The 18,266-nt window shown below is 67.2% G+C and carries 16 protein-coding genes; 8 read left to right on the top strand and 8 right to left on the bottom strand.

Annotated elements, in window-relative coordinates:
* The first annotated feature begins 2 nt into the window (after positions 1–2).
* Positions 3–917, top strand: coding sequence for a DUF4436 domain-containing protein (locus DMB80_RS05960; RefSeq protein WP_111508984.1), 915 nt, complete (start codon positions 3–5; stop codon positions 915–917).
* Positions 914–1,363 (top strand): nitroreductase family deazaflavin-dependent oxidoreductase, encoded by a 450-nt coding sequence (locus tag DMB80_RS05965; RefSeq protein WP_111508985.1) that lies wholly within the window; start codon positions 914–916, stop codon positions 1,361–1,363. The genes DMB80_RS05960 and DMB80_RS05965 overlap by 4 nt, the downstream gene beginning before the upstream one ends.
* On the opposite strand, the gene lysA is transcribed toward DMB80_RS05965, so the two are convergent.
* From lysA to DMB80_RS05990, 5 genes are all read right to left on the bottom strand, one after another.
* Complete coding sequence (lysA, locus tag DMB80_RS05970) at positions 1,360–2,649, bottom strand: diaminopimelate decarboxylase (RefSeq protein WP_111508986.1); 1,290 nt, start codon at positions 2,647–2,649, stop codon at positions 1,360–1,362. The genes DMB80_RS05965 and lysA overlap by 4 nt on opposite strands.
* Complete coding sequence (locus tag DMB80_RS05975; protein ID WP_111508987.1) at positions 2,646–4,130, bottom strand: xylulokinase; 1,485 nt, start codon at positions 4,128–4,130, stop codon at positions 2,646–2,648. Before DMB80_RS05975 ends, lysA begins: the two co-directional genes overlap by 4 nt.
* Entirely contained in the window at positions 4,120–5,484 is a 1,365-nt protein-coding gene (locus tag DMB80_RS05980) for an aspartate aminotransferase family protein (RefSeq protein ID WP_240431030.1), read from the bottom strand. The genes DMB80_RS05975 and DMB80_RS05980 overlap by 11 nt, the downstream gene beginning before the upstream one ends.
* A 68-nt stretch (positions 5,485–5,552) precedes the next feature.
* Positions 5,553–7,019 (bottom strand): leucyl aminopeptidase family protein, encoded by a 1,467-nt coding sequence (locus DMB80_RS05985; RefSeq protein ID WP_162938419.1) that lies wholly within the window; start codon positions 7,017–7,019, stop codon positions 5,553–5,555.
* The gene (locus DMB80_RS05990; protein ID WP_111508989.1) at positions 7,019–8,656 is read right to left on the bottom strand and encodes an ABC transporter substrate-binding protein; all 1,638 of its coding nucleotides are present in this window, start codon (positions 8,654–8,656) and stop codon (positions 7,019–7,021) included. The genes DMB80_RS05985 and DMB80_RS05990 overlap by 1 nt, the downstream gene beginning before the upstream one ends.
* Positions 8,657–8,780: 124 nt before the next feature.
* Between DMB80_RS05990 and DMB80_RS05995 the strand changes: the two genes are divergently transcribed.
* Genes DMB80_RS05995 through nikE form a run of 3 tightly spaced genes read left to right on the top strand, consistent with a single transcriptional unit; the run spans position 8,781 to position 12,354 of the window.
* Entirely contained in the window at positions 8,781–9,737 is a 957-nt protein-coding gene (locus DMB80_RS05995; protein WP_111508990.1) for an ABC transporter permease, read from the top strand.
* Positions 9,734–10,681 carry an ABC transporter permease gene (locus DMB80_RS06000; RefSeq protein ID WP_111508991.1) on the top strand — a complete coding sequence of 316 codons (948 nt, stop codon included), beginning with the start codon at positions 9,734–9,736 and terminating at the stop codon, positions 10,679–10,681. The genes DMB80_RS05995 and DMB80_RS06000 overlap by 4 nt, the downstream gene beginning before the upstream one ends.
* Positions 10,678–12,354 carry a nickel ABC transporter ATP-binding protein NikE gene (gene nikE / locus DMB80_RS06005; protein ID WP_111508992.1) on the top strand — a complete coding sequence of 559 codons (1,677 nt, stop codon included), beginning with the start codon at positions 10,678–10,680 and terminating at the stop codon, positions 12,352–12,354. The genes DMB80_RS06000 and nikE overlap by 4 nt, the downstream gene beginning before the upstream one ends.
* A gap of 19 nt (positions 12,355–12,373) precedes the next feature.
* Here nikE and DMB80_RS06010 read toward each other — a convergent pair whose 3' ends face one another.
* Positions 12,374–13,225 carry a GntR family transcriptional regulator gene (locus DMB80_RS06010; protein ID WP_111508993.1) on the bottom strand — a complete coding sequence of 284 codons (852 nt, stop codon included), beginning with the start codon at positions 13,223–13,225 and terminating at the stop codon, positions 12,374–12,376.
* Positions 13,226–13,340: 115 nt separating this feature from the next.
* Here DMB80_RS06010 and DMB80_RS06015 point away from each other — a divergent pair, with 115 nt between their 5' ends.
* Positions 13,341–14,090 (top strand): glucosamine-6-phosphate deaminase, encoded by a 750-nt coding sequence (locus DMB80_RS06015; RefSeq protein WP_240431032.1) that lies wholly within the window; start codon positions 13,341–13,343, stop codon positions 14,088–14,090.
* On the opposite strand, the gene DMB80_RS06020 is transcribed toward DMB80_RS06015, so the two are convergent.
* Entirely contained in the window at positions 14,080–15,762 is a 1,683-nt protein-coding gene (locus DMB80_RS06020; RefSeq protein ID WP_162938420.1) for a serine hydrolase domain-containing protein, read from the bottom strand. The genes DMB80_RS06015 and DMB80_RS06020 overlap by 11 nt on opposite strands.
* Before the next feature lie 115 nt (positions 15,763–15,877).
* Between DMB80_RS06020 and DMB80_RS06025 the strand changes: the two genes are divergently transcribed.
* The gene (locus DMB80_RS06025) at positions 15,878–17,305 is read left to right on the top strand and encodes an APC family permease (protein WP_162938421.1); all 1,428 of its coding nucleotides are present in this window, start codon (positions 15,878–15,880) and stop codon (positions 17,303–17,305) included.
* Positions 17,306–17,394: 89 nt separating this feature from the next.
* Positions 17,395–17,787 carry a nitroreductase family deazaflavin-dependent oxidoreductase gene (locus DMB80_RS06030; RefSeq protein WP_111509061.1) on the top strand — a complete coding sequence of 131 codons (393 nt, stop codon included), beginning with the start codon at positions 17,395–17,397 and terminating at the stop codon, positions 17,785–17,787.
* On the opposite strand, the gene DMB80_RS06035 is transcribed toward DMB80_RS06030, so the two are convergent.
* Complete coding sequence (locus tag DMB80_RS06035; RefSeq protein ID WP_111508997.1) at positions 17,777–18,265, bottom strand: DUF302 domain-containing protein; 489 nt, start codon at positions 18,263–18,265, stop codon at positions 17,777–17,779. The two genes, DMB80_RS06030 and DMB80_RS06035, sit on opposite strands and share 11 nt — an antisense overlap.
* Between the last annotated feature and the right edge of the window lies 1 nt (position 18,266).

The following is an 18,266-nucleotide window of genomic DNA, read 5'->3' on the forward strand; positions in this document are numbered from 1 at the left end:
CCGTGTCGCGGTCCACCGACGAACGCACTCGACCGCGGACGCTCACAGCGACGGTGCTCACCACCGCCCTGGCAATCCTGGCCGTCTACATCGCGTCGCTCGTCGGTTACCGCATCCTCGAGCAACCGCCTCAGCACTTCGCGTTCGACGGGACGTCGCTGTCCTCGCAGACATCTGTGATCGTGCGGCTCCGGCAGGTCGATGCGCCGGAGAACGAACTGGCCGTCGATGTGGTGCTGCACCCGGGCACCGACCTGCTCGCAGACGGGCCTGACGCCACGCGAGACGCGACGATCCGGCTCAGCTCGTGGACCGACGCAGGCCAGTTGATCTACATCCACGACGATCTCCGGGGTAATCAAGCGTCGACGTCGTTGATCGCTGTGGGTGAGCCCGACGACTGGCCGTTCGACTCCTTCCGAACCGATGTCATCGGCGTGGAGGCCTTCGTAGGACAGGGCGCCGCACGACGCAGCGTGCCGGCATCGATCGTGGTGGCCGGCAGTGTCAACGCCTGGCAGATCGAGCCCAGGATCAGCACACTGGACGGGCCGTGGGGCCAGATCAACACCGTGCAGTTCGGTCTGGAACGAACCAGGGGTGCTCTTGCCATCGACATCGGCATCCTGTTGGTGCTGCTCGCTTTACCTGCCACAGCACTGTTCGTCGCGATCGAGATGCTGCTGAACCGCCGCAAGTTCCAGCCGCCGTTCATCACCTGGTTCGCCGCGATGCTGTTCGCCGTCGTCCCATTGCGCAATATCCTGCCGGGGGCCCCGCCGCCCGGAGCGTGGATCGACCAGGCGGTGATCCTGTGGGTCCTCGTCGCGCTCGCCTCGGCGATGGTCATCTTCGTCGTCGCCTGGTGGCGGCAGACACGAGCAGATCCGAAGCCGGAAAGGACCACCACATCATGAGTGAGATCGACAAGACGAAGCTCGTCTCCGACACGGCGGCCCTCGACGACTTCAACCGGAAGATCGTCGAGGAGTTCCGGGCCAACGGCGGTAAGGTCGGCGGTCCCTTCGAGGGCGGCACGTTGCTCTTGCTGCACACCGTCGGGGCGAAATCGGGTCAACCGCGGCTCTCCCCGCTGGCCTATCTGACCATCGACGAGAAGATGATCATCGTCGGTTCGTATGCCGGCGCACCCAACAATCCGGCGTGGGTGCACAACCTGCGCGTCGACCCGCGGGCACGGATCGAGGTCGGTACCGAGACGTGGGACGTGGTGGCGCGCGAACTACCCGCCGACGAGCGTGACGCGACCTGGCCGAAAGTCGTCCAGTACTCGGCGGTGTTCGCGGGCTACCAGGCCAATACGTCGCGGGTCATCCCGCTGTTCGAGCTGAACCGCGTCTAGTTCGGCGCCTGCGGTGGGATCAGCTGTTCGCGCCGCATCAGGTCGTCGAGGGTTTCCCGCCTCACCGCCAGTCGCGCGACTCCGTCGCGGCAGAACACCACGGGTGGTCGGAGAGCCGTGTTGTAGTTGTTTGCCATCGTGTAGCAGTACGCCCCGGTGACCGGCACGGTGATCAGATCGCCCACCTGCGGCTGGACGACTGTGATGCCGTGGGCGATCTCGTCGCCTGATTCACAGTGCCGGCCCACGATGTCGACGGTTTCAGTCGGTCCGCTGCGATCGATCACCGACGGTTGGAACGGCTGGCCGTACAGCGACACCTCGAGGTTGTCGCCCATTCCTCCGTCGACAGCGACGTGCGTGCGTGCCCCCCGTTTGACGGTGACGACGCGGTAGGCGGTGATGCCGTTGCGCGCGACCATCGACCGCCCCGGCTCCACCAGCAGTTCGACGCCCTCGCCGAGGTGGCGGTGGACAGCTGACACCATGTGCTGCGCATAGTCCTCGACCGAGGGCGCATGATCAGTGCTGGTGTATCGGACACCGAGGCCGCCGCCGAGGTCGTAGGCGCCGAATCGGCCGAATTGGGCGAGAGCGCGCACCGCGGCGGAGAACTGGTCGAGGTCGAGCAGTTGCGAACCGACGTGTGCGTGCAGGCCTCGCAGGTCGAGTCGAGGTTCCCGGGTGATGATCCCGATCACCTCGTCGACCTGGTCGGACGGGATCCCGAACTTGGACGCGTCGTGGCCGGTCATCATGGCCTGGTGTGTCTTGGCGTCGAGTGCGGGGCTCACCCGCAGAAGTACCGGAACGGGTTCGTCCGCGAGTCTGGCGAGGCGCTCGACGTCATCGAGGTTGTCGACGACGGTGTAGCGCACCCGTGCGCGCAGCGCGGCGCGGATGTCGTCGTCGGTCTTGGCGTTGCCGTGGAACACCATTCGACGGGGGTCGGCGCCGGCGGCGAGCGCGAGAGCCAATTCACCTGCCGCAGCGGTGTCGACGCCGCACCCCTCTTCCTGGACCACACCGATCACCGATGCCGACGGGAAGCTCTTCGCCGCGAACAGGACCAGTGATCGCGGGTGGCGGCGGGTGAAGGCGTCGAGGTAGCGGCGGGCGGTCCGGCGCAACGCGCCCTCGTCGATGAGGTACGCGGGCGTGCCGTATCGGTGGACCAGTTCATCGACGCGGCATCCGCCGACGAGGAGACGCCCGGCGGAGTCCAGTGTCGTGCCGTCCGGGTATAAGGACAGATCGATGTCGCCGGGTGTGCCGATCTGGGTCATCGCTTCTGCTCCGCGGCATGATTCGTGGCGACGCGCGCGGCCAGCGATCGCACGGAATCGTCGTGGCGGGCAAAGCGTTCGGCCCACCGCTCGGCGCGGCCCGGATCGGGTTCGGTGACCTCGGCTCGGTGGGTCTGCCGGTCCACGTGCGGTGACCACGCCAACGCCGCGCATCCGGCGAACGTCGCGGCACCGACCGCGGAGTGGTCGCGTTCATGGGGGTCGAAGACGACGGTGCGTCCGGTGGCGTCGGCGAGGTCGCGGCGGAACGTCGTCGACGCCGCACCCGAGCCGCTGAGCGCCAGTGGACCACATGAACCTGTGGCCTCGGCCAGTACTTCGGTGCAACGCCGCGACTCCAGCACGATCCCTGCTGTCAGCCCCCGGGCGAGGTCGGCCGGCGTGGTACGCAGGGTCAGTCCCTCGATCGCACCGACGAGATCTGGATTCCACAGCGCACCCTGTTCGCCGGGCGAGAGGTAGGGCAGCACCAGGGGAGCATCGTCGAGACTTGCGGACGCGGCCAGTTCGGCCACCGCCGCGGGGCCGTCGACGGCAAGCAGGCCGGCGAGCCACTCCAGAGCTGAACCCGTTGCGAGCAAATCCATTTCGAGGCCGAACCCGTCGCCGGCCAGAGGGGTCACGAGGTAGCGCCCCTGCGGATCGGTCGCGGGGTTCGGAGCCCACCCGAGGATGACGTTACTGGTACCGGCGATGTAGGCGACGTCGCCGGGGCCGCGCACGTCCAAGCCGTACGCGCCCATTACCGAGTCGGCGGCTCCGACGGTGACAGGAATGCCTGCCGCGCATCCCCATCGGCCCCCGACGTCGGCGCGAAGGGGTCGTGTCGTCGCGGAGGAAACCACGGCCGGCACCGACTGGACGGACGCCGCCGCGAGCATGTCGTCGTCCCACTCTCCGGTATGTAGGTCGTAGGCGCCGTAGCCGGCGGCGGTGCTCGGGTCGGTGAGCAGTTCACCGGTCAGGGTCGCGAACAGGAAGTCCTTGGCGCCGCACGTGATCGCGTCTTTCGGTAGCCCTCGTTCCACCCGACGAAGGTGCATTGCGAGAAGGTAGCGGCCGTCGAACCGCTGTCCGGTCCTGGCGTAGCACACCTCCGGGTCGGTGCGGGCCAGGATTCGCTGTCCCTCGGCCTCGGCGCGGGCATCCATCCACGTCACCGCCGGCCCGAGCGGGGCGCCGCTGAGGTCCAGGTTCACCAGCGTGGGCAACATCGCAGACAGGCCGATGGCCCGCCACGACCGTGGGTTGGTGGCGCGCGCCAGGGTGCGGACCGCGGTGTCGCATGCAGCCAGCCAGCGACTCGGATTCTGTTCCGCCGCACCGATTTCAGGCTGCTCCGTCGGATAGTCGGCGCGCGCACGCGCCACGCACCGCCCCGTGTCGTCGACGGCGACGGCCTTGAGGCTGCTGGTTCCGAGATCGAGGCCGATCGCCAGGGTCGGTGCCTCAGCGCTCACGCGCCACCACGGTCAGGGCGCTCTCGGCCGCGGTCAGGGTTTCGTCGATGTCGGCGTCGGTGTGTACGAGCGAGACGAACAGATTCTCGAATTGCAATGGGTGGAAGAGTATTCCGCGCACCACCATCTCCTGGTACCAGCGGGTGAAGATGTCTTCGTGAGCGTGGGCGGCAGCGTCGCGCCAGTTCTTGATGGGGCGATCGGTGAACCAGAACTGGAACACCGTGCCGATGCCTTCCACGTACGCGTCGATTCCCTTCTCGTCGGCCAGCGCTTTGAGTCCGCTGCCCAGCCGGTCGCCGAGTGCGCGTTGGCGCTCGTAGAGGCCCGGCGTGGCCAGCACGTCCATGGTGGCCGATACGGCGGCACATTGCACGACGTTGGCGTTGTAGGTGCCCGAGTGTGAGTAGGTGCCGTCGGCGATCATGCGCATCGCCTCGGTGGTGCCGCCGATGGCGGCGACGGGGAATCCGCCGCCGACGCCCTTGGCGTAGGTGGTCAGATCGGAGTGCACCCCGAACCATTCGCGGGCCCCACCGCGGGCGAACCGGAAGCCGGTGATGACCTCGTCGAAGATGAGCATGGCGCCGTACTTGGTCGTCTGTTCCCGCAGCAGTTCGAGGTAGCCGGGCTCGGGCAGGATGCATCCGGTGTTGAACACCGCGGGCTCGGTGAGCACAGCGGCCACCTCCTCGCCGCGCTGCTCCATCAGGCGGACGAAGCTCTCCGGGTCGTTCCAGGTGAGGACGACAAGGGTGTCCTCGAGTTCGGCGGGCACGCCCGGGCCCATGGCGACGGGGCGCGGATTGTCCGCGGGCCCGGCCAGCACCGGATCGACGTGATTGGACCAGTACACCGTGTCCTGCCAGCCGTGGTAGTGACCCTCGAAGCGGACGATGAGGCGTCGCCCGGTCGTGGCGCGGGCGAGCCGAACGGCCGTCCCGACGGCCTCGGAACCGGAGTTGGTGAAGCGGACCTGCTCGAGACCGGGGACGGCCGCGACGACTTTCTCGGCGGCCTCGATCTCGAGTTCGTAGGGCAGACCGAAGCACGTGCCGTACTGGCTGACCGCATCGACGACGGCTTGCGTCACCTGGGGGTGGCGATGTCCGAGGATCATCGGCCCGAGGCCCAGCAGGTAGTCGATGTATTCGTTGCCGTCGGCGTCGCGCAGCCGGGATCCCTTGCCCTCACTCATGAACAGCGGGTAGGGCTTCCAGCCGTTGCGTGGCAGACGCGCCGTGCTGCCGGCGCCGCCGGGGATGGTGCGGCGGGCGCGGTCGTAGAGGGCCTTGGTGGCGGTGGTCCGCTCGGCGTAGGCGGTGTCGAACGACGTCATGGCGTGTGTGTCCATATCCTCTTCTTCGGAGTCCGAGCCTTCAGGATCAAGCTTAGTATACTAAGTATGTATGGCGAAAGCCTTCACGCCGACGGATGGAGGTACTCCACGAGTGCGCGCACCGGGGTGCCGGTGGCGCCGGCGGGCCACGGGTGAGCGTCGCGTTCCAGCCAGGCTGCCGACCCGTTGTCGATGTGCACCCAGGGTGTGTCGCCGACGAGAGAGCTCAAATACGTGGCCGCGAGCTGCCCTGAATCGGGGTAATCCGGCGCAGCGTTGGCGATGTCGGCGACGCGCGAGGGAAGCATCGCGGCGTAGGTCGGGTGCAGGGGAAGCTGCCATCCGGGATCGAATGCCCTTCTCCCGGAGTCGATGAGATCGTCGGCAAGAGCCACCGCATTGGTCCAGCAACCCCAATAAGCGGGGCCGACGCCCCCCGAGTCGGTCAGCGTCCCGACGTCGATGACGCCGGACAGATTCTGTCCGACAAGCCAACTCAGTGCATCAGCCAAGACCAGACGACCCTCGCAGTCGGTGTCGAGGACCTCGGTGGTCTGTCCACCGGGGTGGCGCACGACATCGCCGGGCCGCAGAGCGGCTCCGCCTGGCATGTTCTCGGCCACCGGCAGCACCGCCACTGCGGGGGCCGTCCGGCCGAGGGCCGCAGCCGCGATCACCGCCGCCGCGACGGCCGCCGCACCCGCCATATCCGATTTCATCCAGCTCAACTCGCCGCCGTCGCGCTTGAGGTTGATCCCCCCGGAGTCGAAGGTGATGCCCTTGCCCGCCAGCCCGATCCCCTGCGCCTCACCCTCGATCCGCACCACGACGGCCAGCGGCGGGCGGGCACTCGCCTCGCCCACCGCCAGGGTGGCGCCGAACCCGCGGTCACGCAGTGCATCGGCGTCCCACGTCTCGACGACCACCGAACCGGGCGCGGTCTGCTCGGCAAAATCGGTCACGGCTGCGGCGAAAGCCAAGGGCGACAACGTGTTCGGGGGAGTCTCCACCAGTTGGCGGACCCATCCAGTGGCTCGTGCCACCGTCGCGGCACGCGAGAGGACGGCGTCCGAATCGGTCGCGGTCGCGCCGACGAGGTGGATTCGTGCCTCGGCCGGACCACCGTCGCGGTGGTACTGCCACGCCGAGAGCGCGTGGCCCTCGGCGACCGCGCCCAGAGCGTTCTCGGCCTCGAGCGCCAGTAGCGACAGCACCGTCACTCCGGCCCGCGCAGCCAGAGCGGCGTCGAACAGCCCGTGTGATGTCGGGCGTCCGCCGTCGAGGCCCACCGCCACCACCCGGACCGCGCCGGACGGTCCGGGAACGGCGAGCACTGATCGCGAGGTGGCGCCGCCGTCGAACTCCGGATCGGTGACCACCAGATCGACGACGTCAACGCCGAGTGCCTCGGTGAGCAGTGCCGCTCCTGGTCCCGGGTACACGCCGCGCGATCCGCGCGGCACACCGACGACGACGGTCGCCCCCTGGGGGTCGGCGAGCAACGCGGCGAGCTCGGCCGAGTGGTGGTACGTCAGCGATACGGTGTCCACTAGGCCGGCCTGACCTGCATGAGCGTCTGCGTGGAGAGGTTGTTGACCGAGCCGACGAGCGGCGAGAGCAGGAAACCCGTCCACGCGGGACTGTGCGCCTCGATGACGTTCTGGTACACCAGCACGATGTAGGGCCGGTCGGTGTAGGCCAACTGCTGCATCTTGTCGACGATCTGTTGGCGTTCCTCCCGGGTGCGGGCGATTCCCTGGGCGGCGTAGAGCTTGTCGTACTCGGGATTGCAATAACCGCTGTCGTTGTTGTTGCCCCACTGTGCGCAGGTGAGCACGCTGAGCTGGAAGTCGGGATCCACCGGCGGGATCCAGTCCCACATGGCGAGGTCGAAGTCGTCGTAGGTGTTGTCCGGTCCCATGATCGCCGCGCTGGCAGCATCGGTGTCCATCTTGCGCATCACCAGGTTGACGCCCGCCTCGCGCAGGGCGTTCTGCATGGTCTGGAACATCCGGTCGCCGGCACCGTTGATCTCGGTCGGGAAGACGACGTCGTAACTCATCGGCACCCCGTTGGCCACACGGATGCCGTCGGCGCCCCGCCGGAAACCGAGGCCGTCGAGGATCGCATTGGTCTGCGCGAGGTCGAAGGGCAGACCCTGGATCGAACTGTCGTGGAACCCGGTGGCGGGAGCCACGATCGTCGAGCCCGGTGTGGCCATCCCGAGCCATGCCGTACTGACCATCTCGGATCGGTTCATCGCGTACTCGAAAGCCTTGCGCACCGCGGGATCCAGGAGTTCGGGATGGTTCTTCTTCTTGGGGTTGGTGTTCACGATCAGCTCGTAGTAACCCGTGCCCGGCGCAGTGTCGACCACCATGTTGGCCTCCTTGAGGGAGGGCACGGTGGTAGCGGGGGTCGACTCGCCGATCATGTCGACCTGGCCGGTCCGCAGCGCCGTCACCATCGCGTCGGAGTTGGCGAAGATCTGGAGGCCGAAGCCGTTGATGGTCGGCTTCGCCGTGCCCCACCAGGCGGGGTTGCGGTCGAACAGGGCGAGCTGGTCCTTGCGGTACTCGGTCAGCCGAAAGGGCCCGCCGGACACCATCGGTGCCTCGTTGGCGAAGGTCGTGAGCTCCTTGCCGTCCCCGGAGGCGTACTGCGACCAGATGTGTTCGGGCAGGATCGGCAGCTGCGTCATCTGAGCGAGCACATTGGACACCGGCGCCGAGTAGGTGAGGGTCAGGCGGTTGTCGCCGTCGGCGGTGGCCGACGTCAGCCCCTGCATGAACCCAGCCAGCTTGCCGGCGGCGCCGTCGCGAAACTTGCCGATGGTGTTCAGGGTGAAGGCTGCATCCTTGGCCGTCAGTGGCTTCCCGTCCGACCACGTCGCGTTCTCGGCCGTGTCGAACGTCCACACGAGACCGTCGGGCGAGGTTTTCCACGAGGTCGCGAACGACGGCTGCAGCGACATGTTCTTCGTGTCGTATTCGGTCAGATGCGGATAGACGTACTCGAAGACGACGCTACTGTAGTCGGAGCTGGACACGAACGGATTGAGGGAGTCGATGGTCGCGCTGACCCCGATCCGCAGAACTGTCGAGCCGGAATCGCGAGAGCTACAGCCGGCCCCGGCGATCATCACGGCGACGGCGATCAGCGCCGCGAGCGCACCTCTACACCTCATCAACGGGCATCCTCTCTGGACAAGGCTTTCCCTCGACGTCGTGGTTCGAGGTGCGCATGGTCACTTGTTGTGCTTAGTATCATGACTCACATGAGCGGGTTGTCAACTGGAGGAAGGGGAGTGGGTGCGCGGGTACCTCTGGAAGCGTTCGCTTTTCGCCGTGGCCACCATCGTCATCGCCCTGACGGTCAACTTTGTCCTGTTCCGGGTGCTGCCCGGAGACGCGGTCACCCGGGTGTCGCGAATCCCCAACGCCTCGCCGGCGCTACGTCACGCACTGGAGGTCGAATTCGGTCTCGACAAGTCGCTCTGGCAGCAATACCTGCTGTACGTCGAGCAACTCTGCCGCGGCAACCTGGGTGTCTCGTTCACCAATCGGCAACCGGTGCTGGACAACCTGATCGAAGCATTCGGTAACACGCTGCCGATGGTCGCGACCGGGACCATCCTGGCGATCCTCCTCGGCGTGGCCGTCGGCGTGTACGCCGCCGTACGGCGCAACACCGTGGCCGACCACCTCTCGACCGGCATCGCCGTCGCGTTCTACGCTTTTCCGACGCAGTTCCTCGGCATGATGTTGCTCATCCTGTTCGCCGGGGTGCTGCCCTCGGTGGGTATGCGCGACCCCTTCGCCGTTGCCCTCTCGCCAGGAGAGCAGTTCGCCGATCTCCTCCTGCACATGGCATTGCCGGTACTGACCCTCGTGCTCACGCTGTACGCCGAGAATGCGCTCATCGTGCGCTCGGCGATGGTGGAGACCCTCGGTCAGGATTACATCCTGACCGCCCGGGCCAAGGGGTTGTCGCGGCGCAGGATCATCTGGTCATACGCCCTGCGCAACGCCGCGCTACCGACGATCACCCAGGTTGCGCTGTCGTTGGGCGCTGTCGTGAGCGGCTCCATCCTCGTCGAGGTGATCTTTTCCTGGCCGGGCATCGGGAGGGCGCTCTATGATGCTGTGTTGCAGAGGGATTACCCGATGCTGCAGGGAGGCTTCCTGGCCATCACCGTGACCGTGGTCGTGCTGAACTACCTCGCAGACCTGCTGTACTTCCGGCTCGACCCCCGGGTGTCGCAATGACTGCCGAGGAAAACCTCGTCCCGGCGCGGCGGGAACAGCGCAGTGGTGCCTGGGGAGCTCTCCGTACCGCCATGAAGCGGCCGCCCGCCCTCGTAGGTCTCGCCGTCATCTCGGTTTTCCTTGTGGTGTCCGTCTTCTCGCCGGTGCTCAAGCCCTATAGCACCTCGACCCCCAGTTGTCCGGTGTTCGATCCGCCCTCGGGCCGCCATTGGCTTGGCTGCGACGACGGCGGTGTCGACGTACTCAGTCTCGTGGTGCAGGGCGGCCAGGTGTCGATGTTCGTCGGGTTCACGGCCGCGGTGATCGCCATCGTGATCGGAACGATCGTCGGTGTGCTGTCCGGATACTTCGGCGGCTGGGTCGACAGCGTGTTGATGCGTGTCACCGACTACTTCATGGTGGTTCCGCAGATCGTGCTGATGATCGTCGTCGCCGCCGTGTGGGGGCCGAGCTTGACGCACGTCATCATGGTCATCGGCTTGCTGATGTGGACCAGCACAGCCAGAGTCATTCGCGCACAGGTCAAATCGCTGAGGGAGCGGGTCTATGTCCGCAGGGCGGTCTCCATCGGAGCCAGCCACACCCGCATCATCGCCACGCACATCCTGCCGCAGCTGGGACCGCTGGTGATCGCCAACACGGTTCTGGCGATCACGCTGGCCGTCTTCAACGAGACGGCGCTGGCCTTTCTCGGTCTGTCCGATCCGACCGCGGTCACCTGGGGGACCATCATGGAGCACGCCTTCGAACGGGGCGCGATCAGCACCGGTGCCTGGTGGGCGATCGTTCCGGCAGGGCTGTGCGTCGCGGCGTTGATCGTGGGCTGCTACCTGGTGGGCAACTCGATCGAAGACGGACTGAACCCCCGGTTGCGTTCGTCGTACCTGTCGACGTCGTCGTGGCGGATGCGGCCCCTCGTGGGACGCGGGGGTGATGCGCTGTGACCGCGCCGGCGAACGCCCTTGAATTCGTGGGTCTCGACGTCTGGTTCGATCCGCGAGATCACCACGGCGGCAACCAGGTTCACACCGTCAAGGATCTGTCGCTGACCGTGGCGCCGGGGGAGCGGGTCGGACTCGTGGGCGAGTCGGGGTGCGGGAAGACCACCACGATTCTCGCCGCGCTGGGTTTGTTGCCCCCCACCGCCACGGTCGGCGGGCAGATCCGCGTGGGCGGCCGTGACATCCTCGCCGGCGGTGAGGCGGGGATCCGTGCGCACCGCTGGACCGACGTCGCGATGGTGTTCCAGGGTGCGATGAGTGCTTTCAACCCGGTCATGACGGTGGGCCGGCAGATCCGCGAGGCGCTCGAGGTCCACGGGATCGCCCACGGCCGCCGTGCAGTCGAACGCACCCGCGAGCTCCTCGAACTCGTGGGGCTGGCACCGGGCACCGACGCCCGGTACCCACACCAACTGTCCGGCGGGATGAAACAGCGTGCGGTGATCGCCATGGCGCTGGCGTGCGAACCCAAGGTGCTCCTCGCCGACGAACCGACCACGGCTCTCGATGTCGTGGTGCAGGACCAGGTGCTGCGCCTGCTGGTCTCGTTGTCCAGCGAGCTCGGGTTGGCGTTGGTTCTGGTCACTCACGACCTCGGTGTGGTGGCGCAGGCGTGCACGCGGGCCGCGGTGATGCGCGACGGCCGGATCGTCGAGCAAGGCACGGTCGAGGACTTGTATCGACGGCCCACCCATCCCTACACCCGTCAACTGTTCGAGTCCACGCCCGACCTTGCCGCTGTCGGTGATGCCCGCGAAAGTCCGCTGCCAACAACACCTTTGCTCGAGGTGGCGGACCTGCGCGTGACATTCGGCGACGTGGCGCGCCCGCGGCAGCGACGGTGGACACGCCACAAAGCAGACGAGGACACGTCCTCGCGACCGCCGGACGCGGTCGCCGACGTCAGCATGACGGTCGGCGAGGGTGAGCTGGTCGCTCTCGTCGGCCAGTCCGGGTGCGGCAAGACCACGACGCTGCAGGCGATCCTGGGAATGCAGCCGGTGCGGTCGGGTTCCATCCGAATCGGTGGCAAGGAGATCACCACCCTGAATGCTGCGGCGTGGCGACCATTGCGTCGAGACGTCCAGATGATCTACCAGGATCCGTACGAGGCGCTCGACGGTCGACTGCGCGTCGCCGACACCGTCGCCGAGCCGCTTGTGGTCCATCGCATCGGCACCGGCAGGGGTGAGCGACGGACTTTGGCCGCGCAAGCGCTGCGCGACGTGGGGCTCGACCCCGCGACGTTCGCGGACAGGTTCCCGCACGAACTGTCGGGCGGGCAACGTCAGCGCGTGGCGATAGCGGCCAGCCTCGTCCTACGGCCACGGTTGCTCCTCGCCGACGAACCGGTGTCGATGCTCGACGTGTCGGTGCGTACGGGTGTGTTGGAACTGCTCGACGCGTTGCGCCGCGAACACCGGATGGGGATTCTGATGATCACCCACGACCTGTCGACGGCCGCTGCCTACGCCGACCGCATCATCGTGATGCGAGACGGCGCGATCGTCGAGGAAGGGGCGGCGTGGCAGGTCGTCCACGAGCCCCGCGCCGACTACACCCGCACACTGCTGGCGAGTGTGCCGAGCCCCGACCCCGCGCGGAGGCGGCTGTGACCCGAGCGTGCCGATGACCTCAGTCGTCGCCGGCCGACGGCGGTGCGCCGAGCGGTCGCACCGACCACGGTCCGTTGTCGTGCGACTCCATCAACCGCGGCCCGGAGTTGCCCGAGACGTAGAACAGGAACTCGCGAGCCGGGTAGGTCTGCTGGAAGCTGTCGAAGGCGACGCCGGCAGCGGTGACGCTGATTCCGCGGATCCGCACCACATTGACCTTCGCCGACAATTGCAGATGTTCGCGTTCCCAGGAGTTGGGCTGATCGACCTCGAAGACCTGCTCGACGAAATCGTCTGTGAGCGAGTAACGCTCGGAGAGAAAGCCATAGAGCGATCCGCCGTCGGCGATGCGCGTCTCGTCCAGCGATGGCACGAGTTGCAGAGGGAGGACAGCCTTCTCCAGGACCTTCGGCGCGCTGCCGAGGCGACGCAGTCGGCTGATCTCCCACACCGGCTGGCCGGCGTCGATTCCCAGCGCTGCAGCGTGTTTCGCGCTGGGCAGTCCCACGACCATGCTGACGAGCTCGGTGGTGAGCTCGACATCGCCGCCCGGGCTGGTCAGGGTGTCCAGCAGCGCGCCGGGCCGCGACGGCTCACTGACCAATCGCTGTGGCGCAACGAAGGTGCCCACACCCTGGTGTCGCACGATCTTGCCGCTGCGCGTCAGTTCGTCCAGGGCGCGGCGCACCGAGATGACGCTGACTCCGGCGATCTCGGCGAGTTCTGCGGTGCTCGGCAGTTGGTCGCCCTCGCGCAGGCCTTGTTCTTCGATCATGTTCACGACCAGGTCGTAGACATGTTGATAGCGCAGGGCACGCGGCGGCCGACTCGTGTCCGTCGCTGTGGGCTTGTCCGATACCCCTCCGGTCACATCTCCTCCAAGGTGGGCTACGACCGATCATGCCCCAGTCTTGCCTTCCGGCACCTGCGGTGTCGCTGCCGTCCCGCATAGTGTCGACATCGTTATACAAGGAATGAGGACAAACGTGGAAATCGTCGTCGCTCACGACGCCGCCGGGGTGGCGGTGACCGCGGCAGCGCAGGTAGTCGAGCTCGTCCGTCGACGGCCTACCGCGGTGCTGGGGCTGGCGACGGGGTCGAGCCCGTTGGGCCTGTACTCCGAGCTGGTCCGGCATGTGCAGGGCGGTCTCGACATGAGCCAGGTACGTGCTTTCGCCCTCGATGAGTACGTCGGTCTGCCACCGGAGGATCGGCGGAGCTACGCCGCGGTGATCCGCACCCACGTCACCGAGCCCCTGGGCCTCGACCCCCTGCGTGTTCGAGTGCCCACCGGGATCGGGGACGATCTCGACGCCGCGTGCTGCGACTTCGAGGACGCCATCCGTGCGGCCGGCGGAGTCGATCTGCAGATCCTGGGGATCGGCCGCAACGGGCACCTCGGGTTCAACGAGCCGGGGTCGCTGTTCGCGTCACGCACGCGGGTCGCGGCTCTCGCCGAGTCGACCCGGCGGGACAACGCCCGGTTCTTCGACCGGTTGGATGACGTGCCGACCCGCTGTGTCACGCAGGGATTGGCCACGATCATGCAGGCGCGCACCGCCGTCCTGATCGCGACCGGAGCGGCGAAAGCTCAGGCGCTCGCCGCCGCCGTCCGCGGACCGGTCTCCACGCAGTGCCCGGCGTCGATCCTGCAGCGCCATCCGCATGCGGTCGTGATCGTCGACCCGCCTGCTGCGGCCGCCCTCGAGATGAACGACCGAATGTTCAGTCGGTGAAAGCGCGCGAGTAGCGGCAGCCGTCGCGTTCGGCCCATGCCGCCGCACCGCCGACCAGCGGCCCGAAGGTGAGGCGTTCTGGGAGGCGGGGATCGGCACCGATGCGATAGACACGATCGCCGAGGGGCACCAGTTCGACCTCGCCGCCGGGCGCCTCGACACCACCCGGCGCGATCAGGAGAAGTCGACCGCCCCGTGCCACCACGCGGAAGTTGGTGAACCACGGCGTGTAGGAACGGTAGCGCCCGCACAGCGCGGCGTCCGCCGGCTCTGGCAGTCGCTGTCCCCGGCTGTCGCCGCGAGTGAAAGTGCGCGGGCCCCAATGCCATGCGCCGGAGTCGAAGTGCAACGGGAAGGCGCGCAGGCCACGGTATCGCGTCAGCGCCGTGTCGCCCCACGTGCGCAGCAGCGGTGCCGTGTCGCCTCCGGTGTCGCCCCCGGAGTCGATGCCGAGCCGGACGCGAGTACCGGCCCGCTCGGTGACAAGGCATCGCAGGATGCGCGGTTCGGAACCAGCTGCCGTGTGGGTGAATTCACCGACGCGTTCGGCGGCCTGCTCGGCGTCCCACCAGGAGGGGTCCAGGTCGTCCCGAGGCACCGAACCGGGGTGTTCGTACTCCGCGGCGACGGTGCGGGCAAGCGCTTCGGCCACCGGCGAGTCACCGTTGGCGTTGGTCAGGACACAGACGGCCAGCCCGTGGTCGAGGTCGGCGAGCAGAAACGACGCGTACCCGACCATTCCGCCTCCATGCGACAGCACAGTGCGGCCATGGATCTGCTCGACGTTCACGCCGAGGCCGTACCGACTGGTCGTCGATGCCGGCACACCCGGCAGCGCGAGGACATCCTCTCCCGACGGTGCGGTGGCGTGCACCATGGCGGCGAATTCCTCGACCTCGAGGAAGCTGTGGCCGTCGATGGTGCCTCGCCCCAGAAGCATCCGAGCAAAACGCGCGAGGTCCGCGATCGTCGCCGCGATGTTGCCGTCGGCGCCGGCCACTTCGAGATAGGGCACGGCCGTCACGGGGTCGCCCGGAATCCAGGGACGATCGTCGCGCAGCGGTCGGTAGCCGCGGGCCATGGCCGGGTCGTCGTCGTAGGTGACGCAGGCGGTGCTGTCCGACATGCCGAGGGGTCGCAGGATGTCGTCGCAGACCAACTCGACCAGACTCCGGCCGGAGATCTGGGCGACTGCGAGGCCGGTCAGGATGTACCCGAGATTGGAGTAGTGGAAGAAGCTGCCCGGCGCGGCTGATGACAGCGAGCCCCGAAAACAGATCGCCTGACCGATGTCGTCGGGCACGGCGTCGACGCTGGACACCAGGCCCGCAGTGTGATTGAGCAACCTCCGCACTGTGAGCGCGTCGTCATCGAGCGGTTCGGGCAACCAGTCCAGGACGGCGCTCACCGGCTCGTCGAGCGAGAGCTGTCCACTCCGCACGGCGCGCAGTGCCGCGATCGCAGTGAATGTCTTACTGATGGAGCCGATTTGGAAGCGATGGCGGGGAGCGACCGCGATGCCGGCAGCCAGATCGGCGTAGCCGAACGAATGACTGAAGACCTCACCGTGCCGGTCCACGACCGTGACCGCACCTCCCGGGATCGACCACTGCCGGGCGATGGTCGTGATGAGGGCCGTCAGGTCCGTCCGGGCCCACTCGGATGACGTCACGCCAGAACTCCATTCGCATCGTCGGGCGAGGTCTCGCACCGACCAACCTTCGAGTTGCAGGACAATATACTGAGTATTATGTTGGCGCGGGGGCCAAGCCCGAGGAGTATTCGCCGTGTCTGACACCGCATCTGAGCAGAATCAACAGCGAGGCACGCTGAGGTCCGGGGCGTTGCGCGCCGGTGACGTCGTCGTGATGGCGCTCGCGAGTTCAGGTCCCACCCAGAGCGTCGCGGTCACGCTCGCGGCAATCCTCGCCACCGTCTCGTACGCGGGTTTCCTGCCGATCCTGATCTGTTTCGTGCCCATGCTCGGCATCGCGCTCGGCTACCAGCGGCTCCATGCATGGCAACCCAGTGCGGGCGCGACCTACTCGTGGGTGGGCCGGGTCCTCAACCCGCACATCGGCTTCTTCGCCGGCTGGATCATGCTGCTCTACTACACAGTCGGCACCACCAGCCTGACGATCCCCCTGGGGAGCTACCTGCTGAGCTTCTTCTCCGACGACGCGGCCAATGACGCCGTCGCGGTGGCCGCCGTCGGTACCGTGTTCAACGTCGTCGTGCTCGTCATCGCCGCACTGGGTGCTCAGCTGTCCGCGAAGTTCCAGTGGATGTGGGCAGTCTTCGAATACGCATTGGTTCTCGGATTCGCGGTTGCCGCGGTCGTTTACATCAGTTCCGATCACCCCGGAGTGGTAGCGGTGGACTCGTCGTGGTTCACCGTCAGTGGCGCCGGGGGCTTCGATTCGCTCATCGCCGGTGTCCTGCTTGCGATCTTCCTCTACTCGGGCTGGGACACCGCGGCCTACGTCGGTGAGGAGGCCTCGGGCGAGAAAGCCGGGCGGGCTGCGGTGACGAGCGTCGTCCTGCTGTTCGTCATCTATTCGGTGACCGTGCTCGCGTTCCAGGGCATCGCACCCATGCAGGAGATGCAGGACCACGCCGCCAACATCCTGGCCTTCGTGGGGGAGCGCCTCGGCGGTGGCTTCTGGAAAGAGGTGATGATCGCGGCCGTGCTCGGCGGCACGCTCGCGTCGCTTCTGGCCGCGATCGTCAGCTCGTCGCGCATCGGTTTCGCGATGGGCCGCGACCGCGTCATCCCCTCCTGGTTCGCCGGAGTCAGCGCCCGCTTCGGCACACCGTGGAACGCCACGCTGGTTTTCGGCCTGCTCAACGTCGTGTTCCTCTGGGGTTCGACAATGATCAGCTCAGTGGGCGCCGCGCTGGCAGACATCGTCAGCACCTTGGGCCTGATGGCTGCCATCTTCTACCTGCTCACCGCCAGCACTGCCATCTGGTGTTATCGCTCCCAGATCACCCGCTCGGTCGGCGATTTCGTGATCGGTGGCGTGATGCCGGGCCTGGGTGCCCTCTTCCTGGCCTTCGTCATCGTCTATGCGCTGGCGTCCGGTTCCCTCAACGGGATCGAGATCGCCTTCGGCGTGGGGCTTTCGGCCTTCGGCCTGGTGCTGTCGTTCCTCTCGGCGCGCATCGGCAAAGCGCCGTATTACACGGCGGGCCGCCGACGCTACGGGGAATAGATTTCGCGTCCTGCGGGTCGTGTCCAGGTGTGAGTGACACCGAATTCAACTCAGAAGAACTGGTCAACAACGCCGACGCGCTCAACGAGATGAACCGGCAGGTCGTCGACGAGTTCCGCGCCAACGGCGGCAAGGTCGGCGGACCGTTCGAGGGCTCGCCCATCGTGTTGCTGACCACCACCGGCGCCAAGTCGGGGCAGCCGCGCGTGTCCCCGCTGGTGTACTTCGACATCGACGGCCGCATCCTGATCGCCGGCTCGATGGGTGGCGCGCCGAAGGCTCCGGCATGGGTGCACAACCTGCGCGCCCACCCGGCGGTGCACGTGGAGATCGGCGAGGAGGCCTACGACGCGCAGGCCAGGGAGCTGCCCCGCGAAGAGCGCGACGCGCTGTACCCGCGTGTCGTCGAGAAGGCTCCCCAGTTCGGCGAGTACCAGGCCAAGACGAGCCGGGTCATCCCGCTGTTCGAGCTCACGAGGTGACCTTGGCGGCCAACGCTGCCAATTTCACGTCGAGTGCCTCAGCGGCGCTACGCAATTGCGCATTGTCGTCGACCGGCATCAACGAGGACGGCCTGACGTAGGTCAGGCTGCTGCTCCCGTTCTCGTCGAGGATCAGCACCTCGACGGGGACGAACAGCCCCGCCGTCTGGTCGTGCCTCAGCATCGTGATCGCGATCAGCGGATTGCCGAGGATCACCCGCAGCACCTTGCGCTCGATGCCGGCCTTGCCGATCCAGGCCCCGTGATCGAGCTGAGCGAACAGCATGAATCCGCTGGGTCCGACGTAGGGTTCGACGCGACGTTGGTAGGCCTCCCAATCGCCGCCGGTGGCGCCGATCTCGTCGATCGGCACCGGCTGCTCGCCGATGTCGGCGAGCAGCGCGGCGACCAGGTCGTCGTAACTCTTGGCGCTGTCGTAGCGCACCCGGACTCCGTCGAAGCGGGTCTCGGTCGGCATG

The organism is Mycobacterium kyogaense, assembly GCF_003254575.1.
Lineage (GTDB): Bacteria > Actinomycetota > Actinomycetes > Mycobacteriales > Mycobacteriaceae > Mycobacterium > Mycobacterium kyogaense.

Bases quoted from the DNA above. Each gene is read 5' to 3' on its own strand.
- DMB80_RS06030 (WP_111509061.1), top strand. From the start codon at position 17,395: ATGAACCGGCAGGTCGTCGACGAGTTCCGCGCCAACGGCGGCAAGGTC.
- DMB80_RS06035 (WP_111508997.1), bottom strand. From the start codon at position 18,265: ATGCCGACCGAGACCCGCTTCGACGGAGTCCGGGTGCGCTACGACAGC.
- DMB80_RS05980 (WP_240431030.1), bottom strand. From the start codon at position 5,484: ATGGACACACACGCCATGACGTCGTTCGACACCGCCTACGCCGAGCGG.
- DMB80_RS05965 (WP_111508985.1), top strand. From the start codon at position 914: ATGAGTGAGATCGACAAGACGAAGCTCGTCTCCGACACGGCGGCCCTC.
- DMB80_RS06000 (WP_111508991.1), top strand. From the start codon at position 9,734: ATGACTGCCGAGGAAAACCTCGTCCCGGCGCGGCGGGAACAGCGCAGT.
- lysA (WP_111508986.1), bottom strand. From the start codon at position 2,649: ATGACCCAGATCGGCACACCCGGCGACATCGATCTGTCCTTATACCCG.
- DMB80_RS05990 (WP_111508989.1), bottom strand. From the start codon at position 8,656: ATGAGGTGTAGAGGTGCGCTCGCGGCGCTGATCGCCGTCGCCGTGATG.